Source organism: Rhizobium sp. H4 (assembly GCF_003013335.1).
In the GTDB taxonomy this organism is placed as follows: Bacteria; Pseudomonadota; Alphaproteobacteria; order Rhizobiales; family Rhizobiaceae; genus Rhizobium; species Rhizobium sophoriradicis.
This window is the reverse complement of the sequence record NZ_PSOW01000020.1, coordinates 12,543-33,557: the sequence shown is the minus strand read 5'-3', so window position 1 is coordinate 33,557 and position 21,015 is coordinate 12,543. Positions and strand designations below refer to the sequence as shown.

At 62.7% G+C, this 21,015-nt stretch carries 23 protein-coding genes; 15 read left to right on the top strand and 8 right to left on the bottom strand.

Annotated features, from left to right (window positions below; translation table 11 throughout):
• Positions 1-101 precede the first annotated feature (101 nt).
• The gene (locus C4N04_RS26295; protein WP_106797459.1) at positions 102-1,286 is read left to right on the top strand and encodes an Mrp/NBP35 family ATP-binding protein; all 1,185 of its coding nucleotides are present in this window, start codon (positions 102-104) and stop codon (positions 1,284-1,286) included.
• Positions 1,287-1,351: 65 nt separating this feature from the next.
• Here the strand turns inward: C4N04_RS26295 and C4N04_RS32300 are convergent, their stop codons facing one another.
• Complete coding sequence (locus C4N04_RS32300) at positions 1,352-1,726, bottom strand: hypothetical protein (protein WP_225882569.1); 375 nt, start codon at positions 1,724-1,726, stop codon at positions 1,352-1,354.
• A 14-nt stretch (positions 1,727-1,740) separates the two neighbouring features.
• Between C4N04_RS32300 and C4N04_RS26285 the strand changes: the two genes are divergently transcribed.
• The 8 genes from C4N04_RS26285 (at position 1,741) to C4N04_RS26250 (ending at position 9,049) form a co-directional block, all read left to right on the top strand.
• The gene (locus tag C4N04_RS26285) at positions 1,741-2,715 is read left to right on the top strand and encodes a magnesium transporter CorA family protein (protein WP_106797411.1); all 975 of its coding nucleotides are present in this window, start codon (positions 1,741-1,743) and stop codon (positions 2,713-2,715) included.
• Between the two features lie 18 nt (positions 2,716-2,733).
• Complete coding sequence (locus C4N04_RS26280) at positions 2,734-4,632, top strand: potassium transporter Kup (protein WP_106797410.1); 1,899 nt, start codon at positions 2,734-2,736, stop codon at positions 4,630-4,632.
• 264 nt (positions 4,633-4,896) lie between these two features.
• Positions 4,897-6,132: a cell wall hydrolase gene (locus C4N04_RS26275; RefSeq protein WP_106797409.1), complete on the top strand. Its 1,236-nt coding sequence runs from the start codon at positions 4,897-4,899 to the stop codon at positions 6,130-6,132.
• Positions 6,133-6,404: 272 nt separating this feature from the next.
• On the top strand, positions 6,405-6,743 hold the full coding sequence (locus tag C4N04_RS26270; protein ID WP_038687161.1) for an AtpZ/AtpI family protein: 339 nt from the start codon (positions 6,405-6,407) through the stop codon (positions 6,741-6,743).
• Positions 6,744-6,805: 62 nt separating this feature from the next.
• Positions 6,806-7,558: a F0F1 ATP synthase subunit A gene (locus C4N04_RS26265; protein WP_038687163.1), complete on the top strand. Its 753-nt coding sequence runs from the start codon at positions 6,806-6,808 to the stop codon at positions 7,556-7,558.
• Positions 7,559-7,625: 67 nt separating this feature from the next.
• Complete coding sequence (locus C4N04_RS26260; RefSeq protein WP_010026583.1) at positions 7,626-7,853, top strand: F0F1 ATP synthase subunit C; 228 nt, start codon at positions 7,626-7,628, stop codon at positions 7,851-7,853.
• 77 nt (positions 7,854-7,930) lie between these two features.
• Positions 7,931-8,554 carry a F0F1 ATP synthase subunit B gene (locus C4N04_RS26255; protein ID WP_038687167.1) on the top strand — a complete coding sequence of 208 codons (624 nt, stop codon included), beginning with the start codon at positions 7,931-7,933 and terminating at the stop codon, positions 8,552-8,554.
• A gap of 3 nt (positions 8,555-8,557) precedes the next feature.
• A complete protein-coding gene (locus tag C4N04_RS26250) occupies positions 8,558-9,049 on the top strand; it encodes a F0F1 ATP synthase subunit B (protein ID WP_038687169.1) in 492 nt (163 codons plus the stop codon).
• 295 nt (positions 9,050-9,344) lie between these two features.
• Here C4N04_RS26250 and C4N04_RS26245 read toward each other — a convergent pair whose 3' ends face one another.
• Both C4N04_RS26245 and C4N04_RS26240 read right to left on the bottom strand, forming a co-directional pair.
• On the bottom strand, positions 9,345-10,034 hold the full coding sequence (locus C4N04_RS26245) for a ribonuclease HII (RefSeq protein WP_096762629.1): 690 nt from the start codon (positions 10,032-10,034) through the stop codon (positions 9,345-9,347).
• Between the two features lie 166 nt (positions 10,035-10,200).
• Positions 10,201-11,358 carry a PA0069 family radical SAM protein gene (locus C4N04_RS26240; protein WP_106797408.1) on the bottom strand — a complete coding sequence of 386 codons (1,158 nt, stop codon included), beginning with the start codon at positions 11,356-11,358 and terminating at the stop codon, positions 10,201-10,203.
• Positions 11,359-11,497: 139 nt separating this feature from the next.
• Between C4N04_RS26240 and C4N04_RS26235 the strand changes: the two genes are divergently transcribed.
• Positions 11,498-12,016 (top strand): glycosyl transferase, encoded by a 519-nt coding sequence (locus C4N04_RS26235; protein ID WP_106797407.1) that lies wholly within the window; start codon positions 11,498-11,500, stop codon positions 12,014-12,016.
• Positions 12,017-12,374: 358 nt separating this feature from the next.
• Complete coding sequence (locus C4N04_RS26230) at positions 12,375-12,689, top strand: hypothetical protein (protein WP_038692270.1); 315 nt, start codon at positions 12,375-12,377, stop codon at positions 12,687-12,689.
• A 26-nt stretch (positions 12,690-12,715) separates the two neighbouring features.
• Here the strand turns inward: C4N04_RS26230 and moaB are convergent, their stop codons facing one another.
• The 4 genes from moaB to C4N04_RS26210 all read right to left on the bottom strand — a co-directional run bounded on the left by moaB (position 12,716) and on the right by C4N04_RS26210 (position 17,156).
• Complete coding sequence (gene moaB / locus C4N04_RS26225) at positions 12,716-13,267, bottom strand: molybdenum cofactor biosynthesis protein B (RefSeq protein WP_038687175.1); 552 nt, start codon at positions 13,265-13,267, stop codon at positions 12,716-12,718.
• A complete protein-coding gene (locus tag C4N04_RS26220) occupies positions 13,267-14,160 on the bottom strand; it encodes a 4-(cytidine 5'-diphospho)-2-C-methyl-D-erythritol kinase (protein WP_096762626.1) in 894 nt (297 codons plus the stop codon). Before C4N04_RS26220 ends, moaB begins: the two co-directional genes overlap by 1 nt.
• A 12-nt stretch (positions 14,161-14,172) precedes the next feature.
• Positions 14,173-16,008, bottom strand: a complete 1,836-nt coding sequence (locus C4N04_RS26215; protein WP_096762625.1) for a tetratricopeptide repeat protein — start codon at positions 16,006-16,008, stop codon at positions 14,173-14,175.
• A 131-nt stretch (positions 16,009-16,139) separates the two neighbouring features.
• Entirely contained in the window at positions 16,140-17,156 is a 1,017-nt protein-coding gene (locus tag C4N04_RS26210; RefSeq protein ID WP_106797406.1) for a polyprenyl synthetase family protein, read from the bottom strand.
• Positions 17,157-17,264: 108 nt separating this feature from the next.
• Here C4N04_RS26210 and C4N04_RS26205 point away from each other — a divergent pair, with 108 nt between their 5' ends.
• Both C4N04_RS26205 and C4N04_RS26200 read left to right on the top strand, forming a co-directional pair.
• The gene (locus C4N04_RS26205; protein WP_004672609.1) at positions 17,265-17,492 is read left to right on the top strand and encodes a DUF2007 domain-containing protein; all 228 of its coding nucleotides are present in this window, start codon (positions 17,265-17,267) and stop codon (positions 17,490-17,492) included.
• Between the two features lie 6 nt (positions 17,493-17,498).
• Complete coding sequence (locus C4N04_RS26200; protein WP_106797405.1) at positions 17,499-18,296, top strand: methyltransferase; 798 nt, start codon at positions 17,499-17,501, stop codon at positions 18,294-18,296.
• 102 nt (positions 18,297-18,398) lie between these two features.
• Here the strand turns inward: C4N04_RS26200 and C4N04_RS26195 are convergent, their stop codons facing one another.
• The gene (locus C4N04_RS26195) at positions 18,399-19,739 is read right to left on the bottom strand and encodes an Nramp family divalent metal transporter (RefSeq protein ID WP_106797404.1); all 1,341 of its coding nucleotides are present in this window, start codon (positions 19,737-19,739) and stop codon (positions 18,399-18,401) included.
• A 185-nt stretch (positions 19,740-19,924) separates the two neighbouring features.
• Between C4N04_RS26195 and C4N04_RS26190 the strand changes: the two genes are divergently transcribed.
• Both C4N04_RS26190 and C4N04_RS26185 read left to right on the top strand, forming a co-directional pair.
• On the top strand, positions 19,925-20,785 hold the full coding sequence (locus tag C4N04_RS26190) for a S49 family peptidase (RefSeq protein ID WP_038687187.1): 861 nt from the start codon (positions 19,925-19,927) through the stop codon (positions 20,783-20,785).
• A gap of 18 nt (positions 20,786-20,803) precedes the next feature.
• Entirely contained in the window at positions 20,804-20,995 is a 192-nt protein-coding gene (locus tag C4N04_RS26185; RefSeq protein WP_038687190.1) for a hypothetical protein, read from the top strand.
• The last annotated feature ends 20 nt before the right edge of the window (positions 20,996-21,015 follow it).

The following is a 21,015-nucleotide window of genomic DNA, read 5'->3' as shown; positions in this document are numbered from 1 at the left end:
ACGTGCGCCTCCACTATCTCTACCGCATGCAAGGTGCCATGGCGTCCTTTCTCGTCCTGAAAGACACGCCGTGGTCTGCAAGAAGAAGCAGTGAGGGTGGAATGACCGACGTCACCAAGGAACAGGTTCTCGAAACGCTGAAGACCGTGCGCGGACCGGATCTCGAGCACGATATCGTTGCGCTCGGCATGGTCTCCGATGTGTTCATTTCCGACGGCAAGGTCTATTTCTCCATCACCGTCCCAGCCGAGCGCGCCAAGGAGCTGGAGCCGATGCGGCTCGCCGCCGAGCGCGTCATCAAGGAAATGCCCGGCGTCAAGGGTGCGCTCGTCACGCTGACGGCGGACAGGAAGGCGACGGCCGCAGCACCTGCTGCCCGCCCGGCGCCGAACCCGCCGCACGGCCATGGCGGTCATGATCATGGGGCCCACGATCATCAGCATCACGCCCATGCGCCCCAGCAACAGCCGCCGCGGGCCGGCAAGATCGGCGTGCCCGGCATCGGCGCCATCATCGCCGTCGCCTCCGGCAAGGGCGGGGTCGGCAAATCAACCACCGCCGTCAACCTGGCGCTCGGCCTGCTCGCCAACGGCCTTCGCGTCGGCATTCTCGATGCCGATATCTACGGCCCTTCGATGCCGCGGCTCCTGAAGATATCCGGCCGCCCGACGCAGATCGACGGCCGCATCATCAATCCGATGGAGAATTACGGCCTCAAGGTCATGTCGATGGGCTTCCTCGTCGACGAGGAGACGGCGATGATCTGGCGCGGGCCGATGGTTCAGTCGGCGCTGTTGCAGATGCTGCGCGAAGTCGCCTGGGGCGAGCTCGACGTCCTCGTCGTCGACATGCCGCCCGGCACCGGCGATGCGCAGTTGACCATGGCCCAGCAGGTGCCGCTTGCCGGCGCCGTCATCGTTTCCACGCCGCAGGATCTCGCTTTGATCGATGCCCGCAAGGGCCTCAACATGTTCCGCAAGGTCGAGGTGCCGGTGCTCGGCATCGTCGAGAACATGAGCTATTTCATCGCGCCCGATACCGGCACCCGTTACGACATCTTCGGTCACGGCGGCGCCCGCAAGGAGGCCGAGCGCATCGGCGTGCCCTTCCTCGGCGAAGTGCCGCTGACGATGAATATCCGTGAAACCTCCGATGCCGGCACCCCGCTCGTCGCCTCCGATCCGAACGGCGTCGTCGCCGGCATCTATCGCGGCATCGCCGCCAAGGTCTGGGAGCAGCTCGCCGGCCAGTCCTGGCGACCGGCTCCGGCGATCGTCTTCGAATAGCGCTGGCCTGCCGGAACCCCACGGCGGCGCCGGCATAAGGACATACCGGAAGGCCAAGCGCCGAATCACCGCCTGCGATCACCCCGATTGTGGGGGAAACGTGGTGAAAAGCCGCGCTTCACGGAAGATGTCTTGATTATTTCACGGCTTTGCTGCATATGCCGCGGCGCCATGATGGCGTTGCTGCAGATGCTCAATGTCGGCCGCCCTTCGTTTCGAAGGTTCTGGCCCGCCTGCAAGATCGAAGGATTGGTAACTGCGATGCGGTGGAGCACAATGCGCATGGTGGCCTTGAAGGCCGGATGCAGCCGGAGTTTTATGAACTTTCTTGATCCGCTTCCGTTTGGACCTGGGACGAGCGACCTTCGCGCCGCCGCGATGGCGGCGGCATGGAAAGGCTTCCGATGAAAATGGCGATGGCCACCAAGCGTCGTGAGCATCGGAGACACTGCCGGTGATCACCGCTTACTGCTCCAATTGCAAATCGGTCGAGATCCGCGATCTCTCGCAGCCGGCATCCTTTCCCGAGGATGTCGTCTGGATCGACATGGTCGAGCCGAGCCGCGAGGAGGAGCTTTATGTCGAGAAGGTTCTCGGCATCGAAGTTCCGACCCGCGAGGATCTCAAGGATATCGAACCTTCGGCTCGCCTTTACATCGAAAACGACGCCGTCTTCATGACCGCTTCGCTCGTCTGGAAGGCGGAGACCGACGCGCCGACGCTGACCGATGTCGCCTTCATTCTGGCCGGAAACCGTCTGGTCACCATCCGTTACGCCCATCCAAAATCCTTCGCGCTGTTCATCGCCGCCCTTCACCGGCTGCCGGAAAACTGGCGCAGTGGTTCTGCCCTTCTCGCCAAGCTCTTGGAGACGATCGTCGACCGCACCGCCGAAATCCTCGAAACCTCCGTCTCGCGCATCGACATTTTGTCGACGCATGTCTTCGGCCGGGCGAAAAAGGTGCGCAAGCCTTCGAACTATCTCGAGCAAAAACTGCGCGATATTGCCGGTCATCACCGCATGATCAGCAAGCTGCGCGATAGTCTCGGCTCGCTTTCCCGGCTTCTGACATTCTTTCACACGATCCCGGCGATCCAGCAGGACCACGAGGCGAAGGAGCTCTGCCGCACCATCTCGCGCGACATCCAGTCGCTGTCGGAGCATGCCGCCTTTGTCGCCGCCAACATCACCTTCCTGCTCGACGCCTCGCTCGGCCTGATCAACATCGAACAGAACTCGATCATCAAGATCTTCTCGATCGCCTCGGTCGTGTTCCTGCCGCCGACATTGGTCGCATCCGTCTATGGCATGAACTTTCAGGTCATGCCGGAGCTGGCTTGGACGGCGGGTTACCCCTTCTCACTGGCTTTGATGGTGATATCAGCCGTGATCCCCTTTTTCTTCTTTCGCTGGAAAGGCTGGCTCTGAGAAGCCTGTTGAAATTTCATGTCCGAAGAGAGCCATCCGCACGAACGCCAAATGACGCCGCGCAAGCTTTTTTATCTCGCGCTCGGTTCCGTCGGCGTCGTCTACGGCGATATCGGCACCAGCCCGCTCTATGCTTTTCGCGAGGCGCTGAAGCCTGTCGCCCATGACGGTGTCACCCGCTTCGAGGTGATCAGCCTGATCTCGCTGATGATCTGGGCGCTTACGATCATCGTCACCATCAAATATGTGCTCTTCCTGCTGCGCGCCGATAACGAAGGCGAGGGCGGCACGCTGTCGCTGCTTGCCCTTCTGATGAAGACCGCCAACGGCCACACCGCCATACTGATGCTGCTCGGCCTGATGGGGGCTGCCCTCTTTCTCGGCGATGCGATGATCACGCCGGCGCTGTCGGTGCTGTCGGCGGTCGAGGGCCTGAAGCTCGTCACACCAAGGCTGTCGGAGTATATCGTGCCGATTTCGGTGGTGATCCTGGCGCTGCTCTTCGTCGTGCAATCGCGCGGCACCGGCGCGGTGGCGAAATTCTTCGGCCCGATCACCGCCGTCTGGTTCCTGGTCATGGCGGCCGCCGGCATTTCCCATATCTCCGATGACTACGGCATCCTTGCCGCCTTCAATCCCTATTATGCCGTCGCCTTCCTGCTGCATGAGGGCTTTTACGGAATCGTCGTGCTCGGCGCCGTCTTCCTGACGGTAACGGGTGCGGAGGCGCTGTATGCCGATCTCGGCCATTTCGGCCGCCGCCCGATCCAGTGGGCCTGGTTCCTGCTGGTCTTCCCGGCACTGACGCTGAACTATCTCGGGCAAGGCGCTCTCGTTCTCGGCAATCCGATGACGATGTCCGATCCCTTCTATCTGATGTATCCGAAATGGGCGCTGCTGCCGGTCGTCATCCTGGCGACCGCCGCGACGATCATCGCCAGTCAGGCGGTTATCACCGGCGCGTTCTCGATGGTGCGCCAGGGCATCAACCTCGGCTTCCTGCCGCGCATGGAAATCCTCTTCACCTCGGAAACCAATACCGGGCAGATCTTCGTGCCGTCGGTCAATGCCGTGCTGTTCTTCGGTGTCATCTTCCTGGTACTGGGCTTCAAGACCTCGGACGCGCTGGCGACCGCCTACGGCATTTCCGTCACCGGCGCCATGGTCGTCACCTCGATCATGGCCTTCGAATTCGTCCGCGCCCGCTGGAACTGGTCGTTCCCCCTCGCGGTGGCCGCGCTTGCGCCGCTGGTCGTGCTCGAATTGATCTTCCTTGGCGCCAACCTTCTGAAGATCCACGATGGCGGCTATATCCCGATCCTGATCGCCACCGCCTTTACCATCGTCATGTGGACATGGCGCCGCGGCACCGCGATCCTCTTGGAAAAGACCCGGCATACAGATATTCCGCTCGCCTCGTTCGTCAGTTCCATCGAGCGCAAGAGCGAGCATTCGCCGGCCCAGGTTCCGGGCACTGCGATCTTCCTGACCAGCGATCCGGAATCGGCCCCGGCCGCCCTCTTGCACAATCTCAAGCACAATCACGTGCTGCACGACCGCAACGTCATCCTAACGATCCGCACCGTCAACAAGCCGCGCGTGCCGAGCCACGACCGTTACAAGGTCGAGCCGATCTCCGAGCGGTTCTCCCGCGTCGAACTGCTGTTCGGCTTCATGGAATCGCAGAATGTCTCGCAGGCCCTGGCGACGCTGCGCAAGACCGGGTTGAAGTTCGACATCATGTCGACCTCCTTCTATCTCGGCCGCCGCAAGCTGGTGCCGGACGCCAAGTCCGGCATGCCCTATTGGCAGGACCGGCTCTACATCGCGCTTGCCAACGCCGCCACCAACCCTTCGGACTACTTCCGCCTGCCGGCAAACCGCGTGGTCGAACTGGGGTCGCACGTCATTATTTGACGGGTGCGGGCGACAGCCCTGACGCGGGTCTCCCCGCTGTCTTGCACTTCCGTCACCTCGTCCTCCGTCATGCTCGGCCTTGAGCCGAGCATCCACACGGCACCCACCATAAGCAGCGGCATGGATCCTCGGCTCAAGGCCGAGGATGACGGAGCTTGGGGATGCGTCCCGTCAAACCAGCCAAATCGGAATATCCAAAACCGCCGATGGTCACATTCCGGCACGACCCGTTAACCGGACGTCAAGGTTAATGAGAGATTTTCGATGGAATGTTCCCGCGTTCCATGCCCGGAGTTCGTGTTGCGTCGAAAGAGTCCCTCCCGTAGCAAGCTGCTTCCCGAGAACTGGGTGTCACCTGTCATCTTCGGTCTTGCCGGCTGGCTGATCTTCCCGAGCGTCGCCTCCCACGCCGACCTCGCCACCATGCTCGCCGGTCTCGATCGTGACGGCGAGAGCTGGCGTATGGTTCTGACCAATTCTCCGGCCGGCTCCATTCATCAGGCTGAACTCGCCTTTGCCGATCCTGATGTGACGGGTTCGATCGCGTCGGGCGCCGGCATGGTGCTGCCGGATGGCCGCAAGGTCGCTTTCTCTGCCCCGGACAAGGGCGCTGCCAAGGACAAGGGCGCGGCCAAGGGCCACGAGGACACGCCGGACGAGGATCGCGTCAATCGCGGCATGAAGAAGGGCCGCATCGTCGCCGTCGAAAAGATGCAGCCGCCGAAGGATTTTTCCGCCGGCTCCATTCTCGAGCGCACCAGGATGCTGTTCACCCCGAGCTTCGACCTCAAGGACCGATCGGCCTTCGTCAAGCCGAAGATCCAGGGCAAGGAAATCGAGATCGCCACTTCTTTCTATAAGAAGCAGGCGGTGGTGACCGACAACGGCGTGCCGGCGGTGCTGGCAAACCTCGTCACCAGCAACAAGGCCGACGTGCTGGCGACGGCCTATGCGCCGGCAACACCCGACTATGCCAGCCAGTCGCCCTTCGATTCGATCCTGACCGATCAGGACAGCGGCCGCTTCGTCCCCGAGATCGGCCCGCGTGATCACGCCTGGGCCGCTAGCGTGCTGCCGCCGAGCGTCTTTTCCGCCCGCGAGCAGCAATGTCTTGCCTCCGGCATCTATTTCGAGGCGCGCGGAGAATCGGTGAAGGGGCAGGCGGCCGTTGCTCAGGTCATTCTCAATCGCGTCCGCAATCCTGCCTATCCGAAGACCATCTGCGGCGTCGTCTATCAGAACGAGGATTGGCGCAACCGCTGCCAGTTTTCCTTCGCCTGCGACGCCATCAAGGACAGGGTGAACTCGGAATATCACTGGCGGATGGCCCGCGATGTGGCGATGGCGGTGACAGCAGGCAAAATCTGGCTGCCGCAGGTGGGCTCGGCGACTCATTACCACGCCGTCTACGTCCGGCCGAAATGGGCAAAGACCATGGAAAAGGTCGGCCGCATCGGTCTCCACGTCTTCTACCGCACCTATGGCGGCGGCTGGAGCTGAGATAAATCGTCCGGGTCCGGCCGATTTCCGGCCCCGAAAAGCGGATTCTTTCCGTCGAATTTGTGCGATCGACCCGCGATCGCTTTATCTCATTGATTCCATGTGACTATTTTCTCGCTGGACAGAAGCTGTCTACGCCTTGACTATACTAATCCCTAAAACTATGTTGCGCGCGACTTCAGAACGGGCCGGAAGGGTCTCAACCTTCGCGTCCGGGGTCCGAATGACCGGGGTAGCGGGAGTGCGGGCGACGGGCAGGCGAGGATAGATCCATGGCGGACGACCGCGAAGAAAGTCTTGAGAAGCGCCGTGCGCAACTGGAAGCGAAACTCGCGACCAAGCGCGTCGAGGCGAAAATGGACGAGGCGAACGAAGCCCGCGCCGAGGTAAGCCGCAAAGGTTATGCCCAGGCGATGAAGCTTTCCAGCGAGTTCATTGCCGCCATCATCGTCGGTGCCGTTCTTGGCTATGTCTTCGACCGTTTTGTTGGCACGGCGCCTTGGGGAATGATTGTTCTTCTGCTTCTCGGATTCTGTGCCGGCGTTCTGAACGTGCTGCGTTCTGCGGGGGTGGTGGCCCATCCCCTGGACGACAAGGACGACAAGAAATAAGGACCGGTCCCGGTCCAGTGCAATGACCCCGCGTCCTGCGGGCCAAAGAGAGAGAACAAGCGGTGTCTAACGATCCGACTCATCAGTTCCTGATCCAGAAGATTGTCCCGATCGAAATCGGCGGAATTGATTTTTCGTTCACCAACGCATCGCTGTTCATGGCCGCTTCGGCTGCCGTTGCCGCAGGCTTTCTCTATTTCGCGACCTCGAACCGCGCCATCGTGCCGGGCCGTTCGCAGTCGGTCGCGGAAATGTCCTATGAATTCATCGCCAATATGCTGAAAGAAGGCGCAGGCAAGCAGGGAATGAAGTTCTTCCCGCTGGTCTTCTCGCTCTTCATGTTCGTCCTGACGGCGAACCTGCTCGGCATGTTCCCCTATTTCTTCACGGTGACGAGCCAGATCATCGTCACCTTCGCGCTGGCGCTCCTCGTCATCGGCACGGTCCTGGTCTACGGTTTCTATAAGCACGGCTTTCACTTCCTGAACGTCTTCGTGCCCTCGGGCGTGCCCGGCCTTCTGCTGCCGCTGGTCGTCCTGATCGAAATCATTTCCTTCCTGTCCCGTCCGATTTCGCTCTCCGTTCGTCTATTTGCAAACATGCTCGCCGGTCACATCACGCTGAAGGTGTTCGCAGGCTTCGTTGCCTCGCTTGGAGCCCTCGGTGCAGTCGGTATCGGCGGAGCCGTTCTTCCCCTCATCATGACCGTCGCCCTGACCGGTCTCGAGTTCCTCGTTGCCTTCCTTCAGGCTTACGTCTTTGCGGTGCTGACTTGCATGTACCTCAACGACGCGATCCATCCGGGCGGGCACTAAGGATAACGACATCGACGTCAAAGGGCGTCAGTCATTCGCCGCAACAACCATTTCAAAGGAGTTCAACATGGAAGCGGAAGCAGCAAAGTTCATCGGTGCAGGTCTGGCTTGCTTTGGTATGGCCGGTACGGCTCTCGGCCTCGGCAACATCTTCGGCAACTACCTCTCCGGCGCTCTGCGCAATCCGTCTGCCGCTGACAGCCAGTTCGGCCGTCTGGTATTCGGCTTCGCCGTTACGGAAGCTCTGGGCATCTTCTCGCTGCTCGTCGCTCTCCTCCTCCTCTTCGCCGTCTGATTTCGGCGGATAGATGGATCACGGCCTGCGACCGCAAGCCGTGATCCTTTGCATTTGCAGTCCACCTGGAGGTGAGCATGTTTTTTGTGACCCCGGCTTACGCTGAAGAAGCACCGGCGGCAGCGACCGGCACGGATGCGCATGGCGCTCCGGCCGCAGGCGAGGTCCATACCGAGACCGGCGTAGCCGAAGGCGAACACGCCCGTGGCCCGTTCCCGCCCTTCGATTCGACGACCTTCTCGTCCCAGCTGCTGTGGCTGGTGATTACGTTCGGCGTCTTCTACCTCCTTATGCAAAAGGTCATCGCGCCGCGCATCGGGGCCATCCTCGATCAGCGCCACACGCGCATCTCCCAGGACCTGGAAGAAGCAGGCCGGCTGAAGGCGGAAGCCGACGCCGCCGTCCAGACCTATGAAGGCGAATTGGCCGCAGCACGCGCCAAGTCGAATGCGATCGGCTCCGCCGCGCGCGACGCCGCCAAGGCCAAGGCCGAAGAGGAACGCCGCACTGTCGAGGCGAGCCTGTCGGAAAAGATCAAGGCTGCCGAAGTCCGCATCGCCGACATCAAGGCGAAGGCTTTCGCCGATGTTGGCACCATTGCCGAGGAAACGGCGGCTGCCGTCGTCGAACAGCTGATTGGCGGCAATGCTGCCCAGGCTGATGTCGCCGCTGCCGTCGCGGCCGCCAAGAAGGAGGCTTGATCGATGGAATTTCACCTTGACGCGACTTTCTTCGCCTTTGTCGGCCTCGTCCTTTTCCTGGCGCTGGTTGTCTACCTGAAGGTCCCCGGAATGATGGCGCGCTCGCTCGACGACCGCGCCGATCAGATCCGCAACGAGCTGGCCGAAGCCAAGCGTCTGCGCGAGGAGGCCCAGCACCTGCTCGCCGAATACCAGCGCAAGCGCAAGGAAGCGGAAGCCGAGGCGGCGCACATCGTTGCTGCCGCTGAGCGCGAAGCTGAGATGCTGACTGCCGAAGCGAAGAAGAAGACGGAAGAATTCGTCGCCAATCGCACGGCGCTCTCCGAGCAGAAGATACTGCAGGCCGAGGCCGAAGCGATGAAGGCGGTCCGTTCCGCCGCCGTCGATCTGGCGATCGCGGCCGCTGAAACGGTGCTCGCCAAGAAGGCGGATGGCAAGGTCCAGTCCGAACTCTTCGGCAATGCCGTTGGCCAGGTCAAGACGCGGCTCAACTGAGCGGTATCGAATGGAATGAGGGAAAAGGCCGGGCATGTCCCGGCCTTTTCTTGTTATGACGCTTCTCTCGGAGCCATCCCGGGTGTGTGATGCTGTTGTTTTGATTGGCGCGTATGGCTGCCCCTCACCCTAACCCTCTCCCCGTTTTACGGGGAGAGGGGACGTGCCACACGAGAGGCGAGCGGGGGACGGAGAGCGTGCGGCATATCCCCTTCGCCCCGCGCGCGGGGAGAAGGTGCCGGCAGGCGGATGAGGGGCAGCCCTCGACAATTCACGGCGTTCTATTTGAGCCGACCTATTCCGGTATCAACTCATCCGTCTCGGGTCCGTCCTCGCCCTTGCGCAACGGCCGGAAGCTCATTCGGTGCAGGGAGCAGGGGCCGTGTTTCTCGATGCCGGCGCGGTGCTGCGCCGTGCCGTAGCCGACATGCGCGGCGAAGCCGTAATCCGGAAAGACATTGTGGGCACGCGCCATCATCCGGTCGCGCGTCACCTTGGCGACGATCGAGGCGGCGGCGATCGAGACCGAGCGGGCATCGCCCTTGACCACGGCCTGCCCGGGGCAATCGAGGCCGGGCGGCACGTCGAGCCCGTCGGTCAGCACGTAGCTGGCAGGAACGGCGAGGCTGCAGATGGCGCGGCGCATGGCGTCGAGGCTTGCCTTGCGGATATCCGTCTCGTCGATGCGCGTCGAGCTGGAAGAGGCGATCGAGACGGTCGCGGTCGCGAGAATCTGCACGAACAATTCCTCGCGCCGCTGCGCCGAAAGCTGCTTGGAATCGTTGAGGCCCTCGGGGATGCGCTTCGGATCGAGGATGACGGCGGCGGCGACGACCGGCCCGGCAAGCGGCCCGCGGCCGGCCTCGTCGGCGCCCGCAACCGGCCAGTGGCCGGCCTTGCGGGCTTTGAGCTCCAGGCGGAAATCCGGCACGAGCGGAGCCGTGTCGAAAAGCAGGGGAGAATCGGGTGGCGTGCGAGGTCTCATGCGGCTGAACCTCGCACGCCAACCCGATTTCCCGCAAGTCCCCGGATCAGGGCGGCGGGCCGGGGACGGTCCGGCGGATGGTGGCGGTCAGGGCCATCCGCTGGAATTGCGCTCGGGGCTCGAAAACAGGGCGGTTTTTCGAAGGCCGATGCGCAAATTCTTTAAATCAGAGCAGCGACAGCTGTACGCCGCTGCCATCAGGCGGCACGAACAGGTCGTCGCGCAGCGGCATACCGCGTCGCGTCAGGCCAAAACGCCTCGCCGCCATTTCGAAGCGCCGGGCGATCTGCCACGCATAGGGACCGGCGCCCTTCATGCGCTTGCCGAATTCTGCATCGTAATCCTTGCCGCCGCGCATTGAGCGCACCAGCGACATCACATGCCGGTAGCGATCGGGATAATGCTGCAGCAGCCAGTCGCGGAAGAGCGGGCTGACCTCGAGCGGCAGCCTCAGGATGACATAGCTCGCCTCGACGGCGCCGGCCGCGTTGGCCGATTCGAGGATGCGCTCCAGCTCGTGATCGTTCAGCGCCGGGATCAGCGGGGCGGCCATCACGGCCGTTTGGATACCCGCTTCCGACAGCGTGTGAATGGTCTCCAGCCGACGCGGCGGCGTGGCGGCGCGCGGCTCCATCGTCCGGGCAAGCTTGCGGTCGAGCGTCGTCACGGAGATGCCGACGCGCACCAGGTTCTTCGCCGCCATCTCCTGCAGAATGTCGAGATCCCTGAGGATCATCGCTGACTTGGTGACGATCGAAACCGGATGGTTCGCCTTGTTCAAAACCTCGAGAATGCCGCGCATGATGCGCCATTCCTTCTCGACCGGCTGATAGGGGTCGGTATTGGTGCCGATCGCGATCGCCCGCACCTTGTAGCCCGGCTTGGCGAGCTCCCGCTCCAGCAGCTTTGCCGCATCCGGTTTGGCGAACAGCTTGGTTTCGAAATCGAGCCCCGCCGAAAGTCCCATATAGGCGTGTGTCGGCCGGGCGAAACAATAGATGCAGCCATGCTCACAGCCGCGATAGGGATTGATCGAGCGATCGAAAGCGACGTCGGGCGATTCGTTGCGGGTGATGGCCGTGCGCGGCTTTTCGATCTGGACCTCGGTCTTGAACGGCGGCAGCTCTTCCAGCGTCTGCCAGCCGTCGTCAAAGGTCTCGCGCTGCAGCGCCTCGAAGCGACCGGTCGGGTTCAGCCCGGCCCCGCGCCCGCGGCGCCGGTCGACCTCGACCCTCAGCCCGGAGGATACGATCATCGCATCGGCAATATCTGCCGTATTGGCAGGCGCGAATGCGGCCTGCCCTGCCAGGGACTGCTCTCTCATCGGATTCTCCCGCGGCGGGAAGCGATCGCCTCCGCCCGTTTTGCTGATTAAATTCCTATCGGCAAAACGAGAACAATGCAAGAACAAAATACTGAATACGCCTCTGGCAAAAATTTGTGCGGCGCATTATGACTAGACAATGTTGACGGTTGTTCTCGAATGTCAGGATCAGGAATCCGAGCTGGCCCAGACCTTATCGGTCTTGGTGGCGGGTGCGGTGGAGGGTCTTATCAGCGATGTGGTGGTGCTCGATCACGGTTCGCGCGACGGCACTTCGCGGGTCGCCGACGCCGCCGGCTGCCGGGTTCATTCGCAGTGGGATATCAAGGACATCGTCGGTTCCGCCCGCGGCGACTGGCTGCTTTTCGTCGAACCGGGTGCACGCCCGCAGGCCGGCTGGATCGACGAGATTGCCGAATATATCGCGCTCAACAAGCTGCCGGCCCGCTTCACCGCCTCGCGCGGTTACCGGCGCCCGTTTTTCGAGCGCATCGGCCGCGCTGCGCCGCCGCTGGAGCTTGGTCTGCTGATGCCGAAGAGCAAGGCGCTGGCCGCGGCCAGGAGCGGCATGCGCCTTGCCGACTTCGTCAAGGGTCAAAAGCCGCGCAAGCTCGCGTGTGAATTGATACCTTCCTGGGTGGCGCGCGCTGCGCGGTAGCATACCAGAAGCTGCCCCTCACCCTAACCCTCTCCCCGTAAAAACGGGGCGAGGGGACGTGCCCTGCGAGACGTCAGCGGGGAACGGAGAGGTTGCGACATGTCCCCTTCGCCCCGTTTACGGGGAGAAGGTGCCGGCAGGCGGATGAGGGGCCAGTCTAGGAACGACGGCGGCGATCGCACTCTCCCACCGATCGCGCAGAAGATAGCCCCCAATAAGTTTTCGCGCTATAATCCTCCCATGGCGCCGCCGAAGACGCCTCGCTTCGCAACGGATGGCCATGGAATGCCGGTGGACGGCGGAACAGGTCAGCGAAAATCTCCTCTTCTGCCGGGTTCCCGGCGAGAGGAGGTGCGTCGTGGTACGCGGTATGGTTTACGGCCTGGCGGCCGTCATATTGCCGACATTGATAATCGCGCATCCGCATTCGGCAGCGTCGCAGACGATGCTCAGTTGCGCAGGCCGATCCGACGTCGTCAAATTCCTTGATAGGAATTTCACTGAAAAGCTCACCGCAGTCGGATTGATAAACCAGAACTCCGTTCTTGAGGTTTATGCTGCCAAAAGCGGAACCTGGACGCTCGTCGTCACCGATGTCCACGGCATAAGCTGCATCCTGCTGTCAGGGGACAGCTGGGATTCGATGCCCGCCTTGCCTGGCCTTGCCACATAAAAGCCGTCCGCTCTTTTGCCGGCAGTCTACTTCGTTGCGCCGCGTTTCAGGTGCTCGTCGAGCCGCGGCATGATTTCGACGAAGTTGCAGGGCGTGCTGCGGTAGTCGAGCTGCCCCTTCAGAATACCGTCCCAGGCATCCCGGCAGGCGCCGGGCGAGCCCGGCAGGGCGAAGATGAAGGTGGCATTGGCGACACCCGCCGTGGCGCGCGACTGGATCGTCGCCGTGCCGATTTTCTCGTAGGAAATGCGGTGAAAGACCGCGGAAAAGCCGTCCATACGCTTTTCGAACAAGGGCTCCAGCGCCTCGGGCGTCACATCGCGACCGGTAAAGCCGGTGCCGCCTGAGGTGATGACGACATCGATGTCGTCCCGTTCGGTCCAGGCCTTGACCTGCGCGGCGATTTTGTCCCGGTCGTCAGGCACGATCGCCCGGTCGACCAGCCGGTGCCCCGCTTCGGTGATCCGCGCCGCCAGCGTGTCGCCGGATTTGTCGGTTTCCGGCGTGCGGCTATCCGAGACCGTGAGGACAGCGATGCCGACGGCGATAAACGGCCGCTTTTCGTCCAGACCTGCCATTACATGCCTCCCGAAACCGTTTCCGTCGCCTGGACATACCAGTCGGGCCGATCGCCGTGAAGAGCTGCAGCCGCCTCTTGCGCAGCCGCCATTGTCGAAAAGATCCCGAAACAGGTGGCGCCGGAGCCGGACATGCGGGTGATGAGCGCGCCCTGGGCCTGCAGCATCTGCGAGATCACGGTAATCTCCGGCACCAGTTCGCGCGCCGGCGGTTCCAGATCGTTGCGGGCCGCGCCGATCGCCGTAAGCCAGCCGTCAGTCCCGGACAGACCGCGGGCGAGATGCAGAGCCGGATTGTTCTTGCCCGCCAGCCGGCGGAAGACCTCGGGCGTCGATACGCCCTTCAGGGGATTGGCGAGCACCATGGCAAAGGCCGGCAGATCAGGCACGACTTCGATTCTTTCGCCGATCCCACGGGCAATCAGCGGTCGGCTCTCAAGGCACATCGGCACATCGGCGCCGAGCTTCAGCGCAAGGCTGGCAAGGGTCTCCACCGGCAAGTCCATGCCCCAGAGCCGCATCAGCCCGCGCAACGTCGCGGCCGCATCGGCCGAGCCGCCGCCGATGCCGGAAGCGATCGGCAGGTTCTTTTGAAGGTGAATATGCACAGGAAAGGCGAGGGCACCGAGCTGCTCGCGCAGGAGATCGCGTGTCCGCAGCACCAGGTTGGTGCCGTCGCCGGCAAGCGTCTCGCCGAAAGGGCCCGACAGCGTGAAAGCGTCGGCCTGCGCAGGCAGAAAGCCCAGCCGGTCGCCGCAATCGGCGAAAGTCACCAGCATGTCGAGCAGATGATAGCCATCTGCTCGCTGGCCGGTCACATGCAAAGCGAGATTGATCTTCGCGCGCGCCATTTCGGTGACGCCGAAAGCCTCGGCCAAGCCCTCTTCAGGCATGCTCCGCGCCCGTCAGGATTTCTTGTCGACCGGCGGCGGGGTGACGGGCGCCGGATCCGGCTGCTTCTTGTCGGCCGCCTTGGCATCGTCGCTCGCAGGAGGCAGGCCGTTGGCGACCTTGTCCTTGATCTTCGGAATTTCGGCGGCTTCCGGCTCGGAGGCTAGCGCCCGGTTCCACTGATAGACGGCCTCGAGCTTGCGGCCGACGCGCCAGTAGGCGTCGCCGAGATGGTCGTTGATCGTCGCGTCGCCGGCCTTGATCTGTGCGGCCCGCTCCAGCTCGTCGACGGCATCGTCGAAGCGGTTGAGGCGGAAATAGGCCCAGCCGAGCGAATCGATGATGTAGCCATCGTCGGGGCGAAGCTCGACGGCCTTCTTGATCATGCCGAGGCCTTCGTCGAGGTTCCGGTTCATGTCGATCCAGGAATAGCCGAGATAGTTCAGCACCTGCGGCTGATCGGGATTGAGCTCCAGCGCCTTGCGGAAATTCGGCTCCGCCTGGTCCCACTTCTTCAGCCGCTCATAGGCGATGCCGCGCTGGAAGAAAACGCTCCAGTTGGCGCGGCCGGGAATCGGGCCGATCACTTGGACGGCCTTGTCGTAATTGGCGGCCATCGCCTCGTAGTCCTTGGCGTCGGAGAGCACGCTGCCATAGGCGAGGTAGCTGCGGATGTCCTTCGGGTCGGAGGCGATCAGCGCCTGCAGGTGCTTGCGCGCCTCGTCCACCTTGCCGCCCTGGGCAAGGGCAAGGCCGAGCTGAAGCTCGGAGATGCGCCGCATCGGTGAATTCTCCGGCACCTTCTTGTAGAGCGCGATGGCGCGGTCCATCTGGTTCTGTTTCTCGGCGATGCCGCCGAGCAGCACCAGCGTATCGGCGCTGTTCGGGTCGAGCGCTTTGGCCGTCTGCAGGTAGAGCGAAACGATATCCTCGGCGCCGTCGCGATTCAGCGCGCCGCCGACCGAGAACAGCACGCCGGCGGCCCCTTCTGCGGCGGTCTTGACCTGCTGTTCCTGCTTCTCGCCCTTCTCGATACTGTCGCGCAGCGCGTTCAGCGGCGCGTAATTCGGCAGCAGGTTGTCGCCGACGGAAACGGCGTCGAGCGCCTTCTGCTTGTTGCCCTGTGTTGCTTCGAGGCGGGCAAGCGCCATGACAGCCCGCATGAAGGTATCGGGCGCGGTCGCACCGCCCTCCTTGTCGAGCACGGCGTCGTTCAGATGCTTTCGGGCGGATTTCACGTCGCCGGTGGCAATGGCGATCGCGCCGGCATTGTAATTCTGGAAGATGCGGAACCAGTCCGGCCCCTTCATCTTCTCGACCATGGTGAGTGCTTCCTTGCCGCGGCCGGCGCCGACGCGAGCCCAGGCGAGCAACAGATCGTTCATCATCCGGTCGAGATCGTTCGGACCCTTGTATTTCAGGATAGCTTCGGCGCTCTTGTAGTCATCGCGGCGCACGGCATCCATGCCGCGCACGATCGTGGTGATGCGCTCGACCGAGGGATCGCCCTTCAGGTCGTTGGCATATTTGACGCCTTCCTTGATGTCGCCGTTGAGCAGCAGTGAGATCATCAGCCGCTGGCGAATCTCCGGATTGCCGGGCTCGATCGCAAGCGCCTTCTTGTAGAGTGCGATCGCCGTTTCATAATCGTGATCGACATCGGCCGTGCGTGCGGCGAGGAAGGCACCGGAGAAGGTGGTGACGCTATCGGCATTGAAGGTCTCGGTGTTGCCGGCATCGCCCGCCGTCTTGGCCGCATCCTCGGCATTCACGCCGGCGACGACGCCGAGCGAAAGAACAGCCGCCAATGCTGCGCTCGTAAGAAGACGGATGGCAATTCTCTGCCGCATAAGGAAACCTTTCTTCGAGAGCGTCCGGCCATAAGGCCGGCCGCAAATCAGTTGCGATCACTGATTCATAACAGGATGGCTTTTTTGAAGCGGCGCCGCAAGAAAATCAGGCTGCGATCGAGGATGTGTGATCAGTTGACGCGCTCGATGCAGAAGTCGATCACTTCCATCAGGGCAGATTTCCACATCGTATCGGGAAGCGGCGCCAGCGCGTCGCGGGCGATCGTGCCGTAATGGACCGCCCGACCGATCGTGTCGCTGAGCGTGCCATATTTGGTGATCAGCCCCAGCGCTTTTTCGAGGTTGGCGTCTGTGCTGTTGCCGGCCTCGATCGCATCGCGCCAGAAGGCGCGTTCGTCCTGCGTGCCGCGGCGATAGGCAAGGATGACCGGCAGCGTGATTTTGCCTTCGCGGAAATCGTCACCGACATTCTTGCCGAGATCGGCGGCCTTGCCGCCGTAATCGAGCGCGTCGTCGACGAGCTGGAAGGCGAGCCCGAGATTCATGCCGTAGGATTTCAGTGCGTTGCGACCGGACCGGCCGGCTTCGGCGACGATTGGCCCGACCTCGGCGGCGGCGGCAAACAGGGCGGCCGTTTTGGCGCGAATGACGGAGAGGTAATCGTCCTCGGTCGTCTCCATGTTCTTGGCGACGGAAAGCTGCAGCACCTCGCCTTCGGCGATCACGCAAGCGGCGGAAGACAAGACGTCGAGCGCGTCGAGCGAGCCGACTTCGACCATCATGCGGAACGCCTGGCCGAGCAGGAAATCGCCGACCAGCACGCTTGCCTGGTTGCCCCAAATCATCCGTGCCGTCGATCTGCCGCGGCGCAGGTCGCTTTCGTCGACGACGTCGTCATGCAGCAGTGTCGCCGTGTGCATGAACTCGACCGAAGTCGCGAGCTTGACGTGATTTTCGCCGCGGTAGTCGAACAGCGAGGCGGCGGCAAGAGTCAGCATCGGCCGCAGCCGCTTGCCGCCGGACGAGATCAGATGGTTGGCCACTTCGGGGATCATCTGCACGTCGGAGCCGGCCTTGGCCAGAATGAGCTGGTTCACCCGCTCCATATCGGCCCTGGTAAGATCGACCAACGGCTTTATGGATGCCAGTTTGTTTTTGCTTTCTTCAAGCGGTATGACCACGCCCAACGACCCGGACTCCTGTTCATTCATTGCAGCTGACAATAGAAAGGGGCGATGGACGCGGCAAGAGGTGAATTGTCGCGCAGGGCGAAATTGGAAGGAAAATGACGGCAAATGCATGAGCTTATCCGCGCCAACGACCCCGTTCTGCTCTCCTATGCCGAGAGCTTGATGAAGGATGCCGGCATTCATTGCTTCATCGCCGATCAGGGCATGAGCGTGCTGGAAGGCTCGCTCGGCATGCTGCCGCGCCGCCTGCTGGTGGATGAGGAGATGGCCGATCAGGCCCGCCGCATCCTCATCGATGCCGGTCTCGGCGGCGAATTGCGCGACAGGAAGTGAGCGGGGATGACCGGCGAGCCTGCCCAAACAATCGATGCCTTCCATCGCGGCGCCTTCCACCTGGTGCAACCGCAGGGCAGGGGGCACCGCGCCGGCATGGATGCGATGCTGCTGGCCGCACTCGTCGCCGATAACCGTCCTATCCGGGTTGCCGATCTCGGCGCCGGCGCCGGTGCGGCCGGCCTTGCCGTCGCCTCGCGGCTTGCCGAGGCCGAGGTGGTGCTGTTCGAGCGGTCGGCTGAGATGGCCGATTATGCCCGCCGCAGCGTGCTCCTGCCCGGCAACGCCCATCTCGCCGGCCGCGTCAGCGTCGTCGAGGCCGACGTGACGCTGGCCGCAAAGGCGCGCAACGATGCCGGCCTCACCGATGAGAGTTTCCACCACGTCATCATGAACCCGCCCTTCAACGATGCCGGCGACCGGCGCACGCCCGATGCGCTGAAGGCCGAAGCCCATGCGATGACCGACGGCCTGTTCGAAAGCTGGATCCGCACGGCCGGTGCCATCATGATCCCGGGCGGGCAATTGTCGCTGATCGCCAGGCCCCAGTCGATCGCGGAGATCATCGACGGCTGCGGCCGGCGCTTCGGCGGCATCGAAATGACAGCCATTCATCCGCGCCCCGGTGAAAATGCCGTGCGCATCCTGGTGACGGCTATCAAGGGCTCGCGGGCGCGGCTGTCGCTGCGCGCGCCGCTCATCATGCACGAGGAGGGGAGCCACAAGTTCTCCCCTCTCGTCGATGATTTTAACAATGGCAGGGCGGCCTATGCCAGGCTTCGATCCTCGGCAGCTAGAGCATGATGCCGAAAAGTGTGAGCGGTTTTCGGACGACATCATGCTCTAACTCTTTAATTTAGAAGAGGATTCAGATTTTGGGCCGACCGGGCCTAAAATTATCCTGTTCTAGCCGGTGACGAAGTCGAGCAACAGCTTGACGTTCAGCCCTGCGATCACGACCGCGATCACATAGGAGATGCCGCTCAGCCAGCGCGGCGCCACCAGTTCGCCCATCTTGGCCTTGCTGGCGGTGAACATCACGAGCGGGAAGACGGCAAAGGAAAGCTGCAGGCTGAGCACCACCTGGGTGAGGATCAGAAGCTCCGCCGTGCCCTGGTCGCCGTACCAGATGGTGACGACCGCCGCCGGCACGATGGCGATGGCGCGGGTGATCAGCCGGCGCACCCAGGGTTTCAGCCGGATCTTGAGGAAACCTTCCATGACGATCTGGCCGGCAAGGGTCGCCGTCACCGTCGAGTTGAGGCCGCAGCAGAGCAGCGCGACGCCGAACAGCGTCGGCGCGATCGCGAGACCGAGCAGCGGCGACAACAGCGAATGCGCTTCGCCGAGCTCGACGACGTCGGTCCTGCCATGCGCATTGAAGGCGGCTGCAGCCAGGATCAGGATCGAGGCGTTGATCAGCAGCGCGAAACAGAGCGCGACCGTCGAGTCGATCGTCGCATAGGTCAGCGCCTCCTTCTTTTCGGGAACCGTATGGCCATAGGCCCGCGTCTGCACGATGCCGGAATGAAGATAGAGATTGTGCGGCATGACGGTCGCACCGAGAATGCCGAGCGCCAGATAAAGCATCTCCGGATTGGTGACGATCTCGGTGGTCGGGAAGAAGCCGGTGATGACGGCGCCCCATTGCGGGTCCGCGAGCAGGATCTGCACGCCGAAGCAGAGCGCGATGACACCGAGCAGCGCGATGATGAAGGCCTCGACCCAGCGGAAACCGAGTTTCTGCAGGAAGAGGATCACGAAGACGTCGAGCGCGGTAATGAGAACGCCGAGCTCGAGCGGAATGCCCATCAGCAGGTTGAGGCCGATCGCCGTGCCGATCACCTCGGCGATGTCGGTGGCGATGATGGCAATTTCGGCAAAGGCCCAGAGCGGCACCGAAACCCATTTCGGATAGGCGTCGCGGCAGGCCTGCGCCAGGTCGCGGCCCGAGGCGATCGCCAGGCGGGCGCAGAGCGATTGCAGCACGATCGCCATCAGGTTGGAAAGCAGTGCGACGGTCAGCAGCGCATAGCCGAATTTCGAGCCGCCGGCGAGCGAAGTCGCCCAATTGCCGGGGTCCATATAGCCGACCGCGACCATATAGCCCGGCCCGGCAAAGGCCGCAGCCCTGCGCCACCTCGAGCTGTGTCGCCCGGTTCCGACGCTACGGTAGACATCCGACAGCGACGCCTCGCCGCGTTCGTGCCGCCAGCCGCCTTTTACATTGGAATTGAGGGCATCCATGCGATTTCCAAACCTGTTTTATCGTGAGGGCACTATGACGAATCGGAATGATAATGCAAGTCATTCGCAACAAGAAAGCCAATCCGGTGTTTTTCAGGAACGCGGCCATTGCGTTTGTCGTTCCAACGCATACATGGATGCGATCGCGAAATGACGATCGTGCGACCCGAAGCGAAGGATGAGAGATGGCCGGATTGTTGAGAAAGCTGCTGCCGAAACGGTTCCGCAAGGATGGCCTCACCATCCCGGTCGTCCGGCTGCAGGGGGCGATCATCAGCGGCGGCGGCCAGTTCCGGCCGACCCTCAATCTCGCCAATGTCGCGCCGGTGCTGGAAAAGGCCTTCGCCATGAAGGGGGCGCCGGCGGTTGCCATAGCAATCAATTCGCCGGGCGGCTCGCCCGTCCAGTCGCGGCTGATCTTCACCCGCATCCGCGAGCTCGCCCGCGAGAAGCAGAAGAAGGTTCTGGTCTTCGTTGAGGATGTCGCCGCCTCCGGCGGCTACATGATCGCGCTGGCCGGCGACGAGATCATCGCCGACGCCACCTCGATCGTCGGCTCGATCGGCGTCGTCTCCGGCGGTTTCGGCTTCCCTGAACTCTTGAAGAAGATCGGCGTCGAGCGCCGCGTTTATACGGCGGGCGAAAACAAGGTGATCCTCGATCCGTTCCAGCCGGAAAAGGAAAAGGACATCGAATATCTGAAGAGCCTGCAGCTCGAAATCCATCAGGTCTTCATCTCGATGGTGCGCGAGCGCCGCGCCGGCAAGCTGACGGACGATGCGACGGTGTTTTCCGGCCTGTTCTGGAGCGGCACCCGCGGCCTCGAACTCGGCCTCATCGACGGCCTCGGCGACATGCGCCAGGAGCTGAAGCGGCGCTACGGCCAGAAGACGAAGCTGGAGCTCGTCACCGCCAGCCGCGGCCTGCTCGGCCGCCGCATTCCCGGCATATCGCCGGTCTCGCTCGAAGGTGCTGCATCCGGCCTCGCGACAGGGCTTGTCGAAGCGGCCGAAGAGAGAGCATTGTGGAGCCGCTTCGGGCTTTAGGAGGAGCAGGAGAGGGACATGGCGCAGCTTATCACCATCCTGGTGCTGGTATTTTCGGCCTGGTGGCTCTACCGCCGCTTCGTCTCTGACGCCCGCAGGCTCGCCGAAAAATCCCGCCGCGCCGAAAAGGAGCGCCAGACCGGCGCGATCGGCACGCTGGTCAAGGATCCCGTGACCGGGGAATATCGGCTGAAACAGGATGAAGAGTAAGGTTCGGTTCTCCCGCCCCT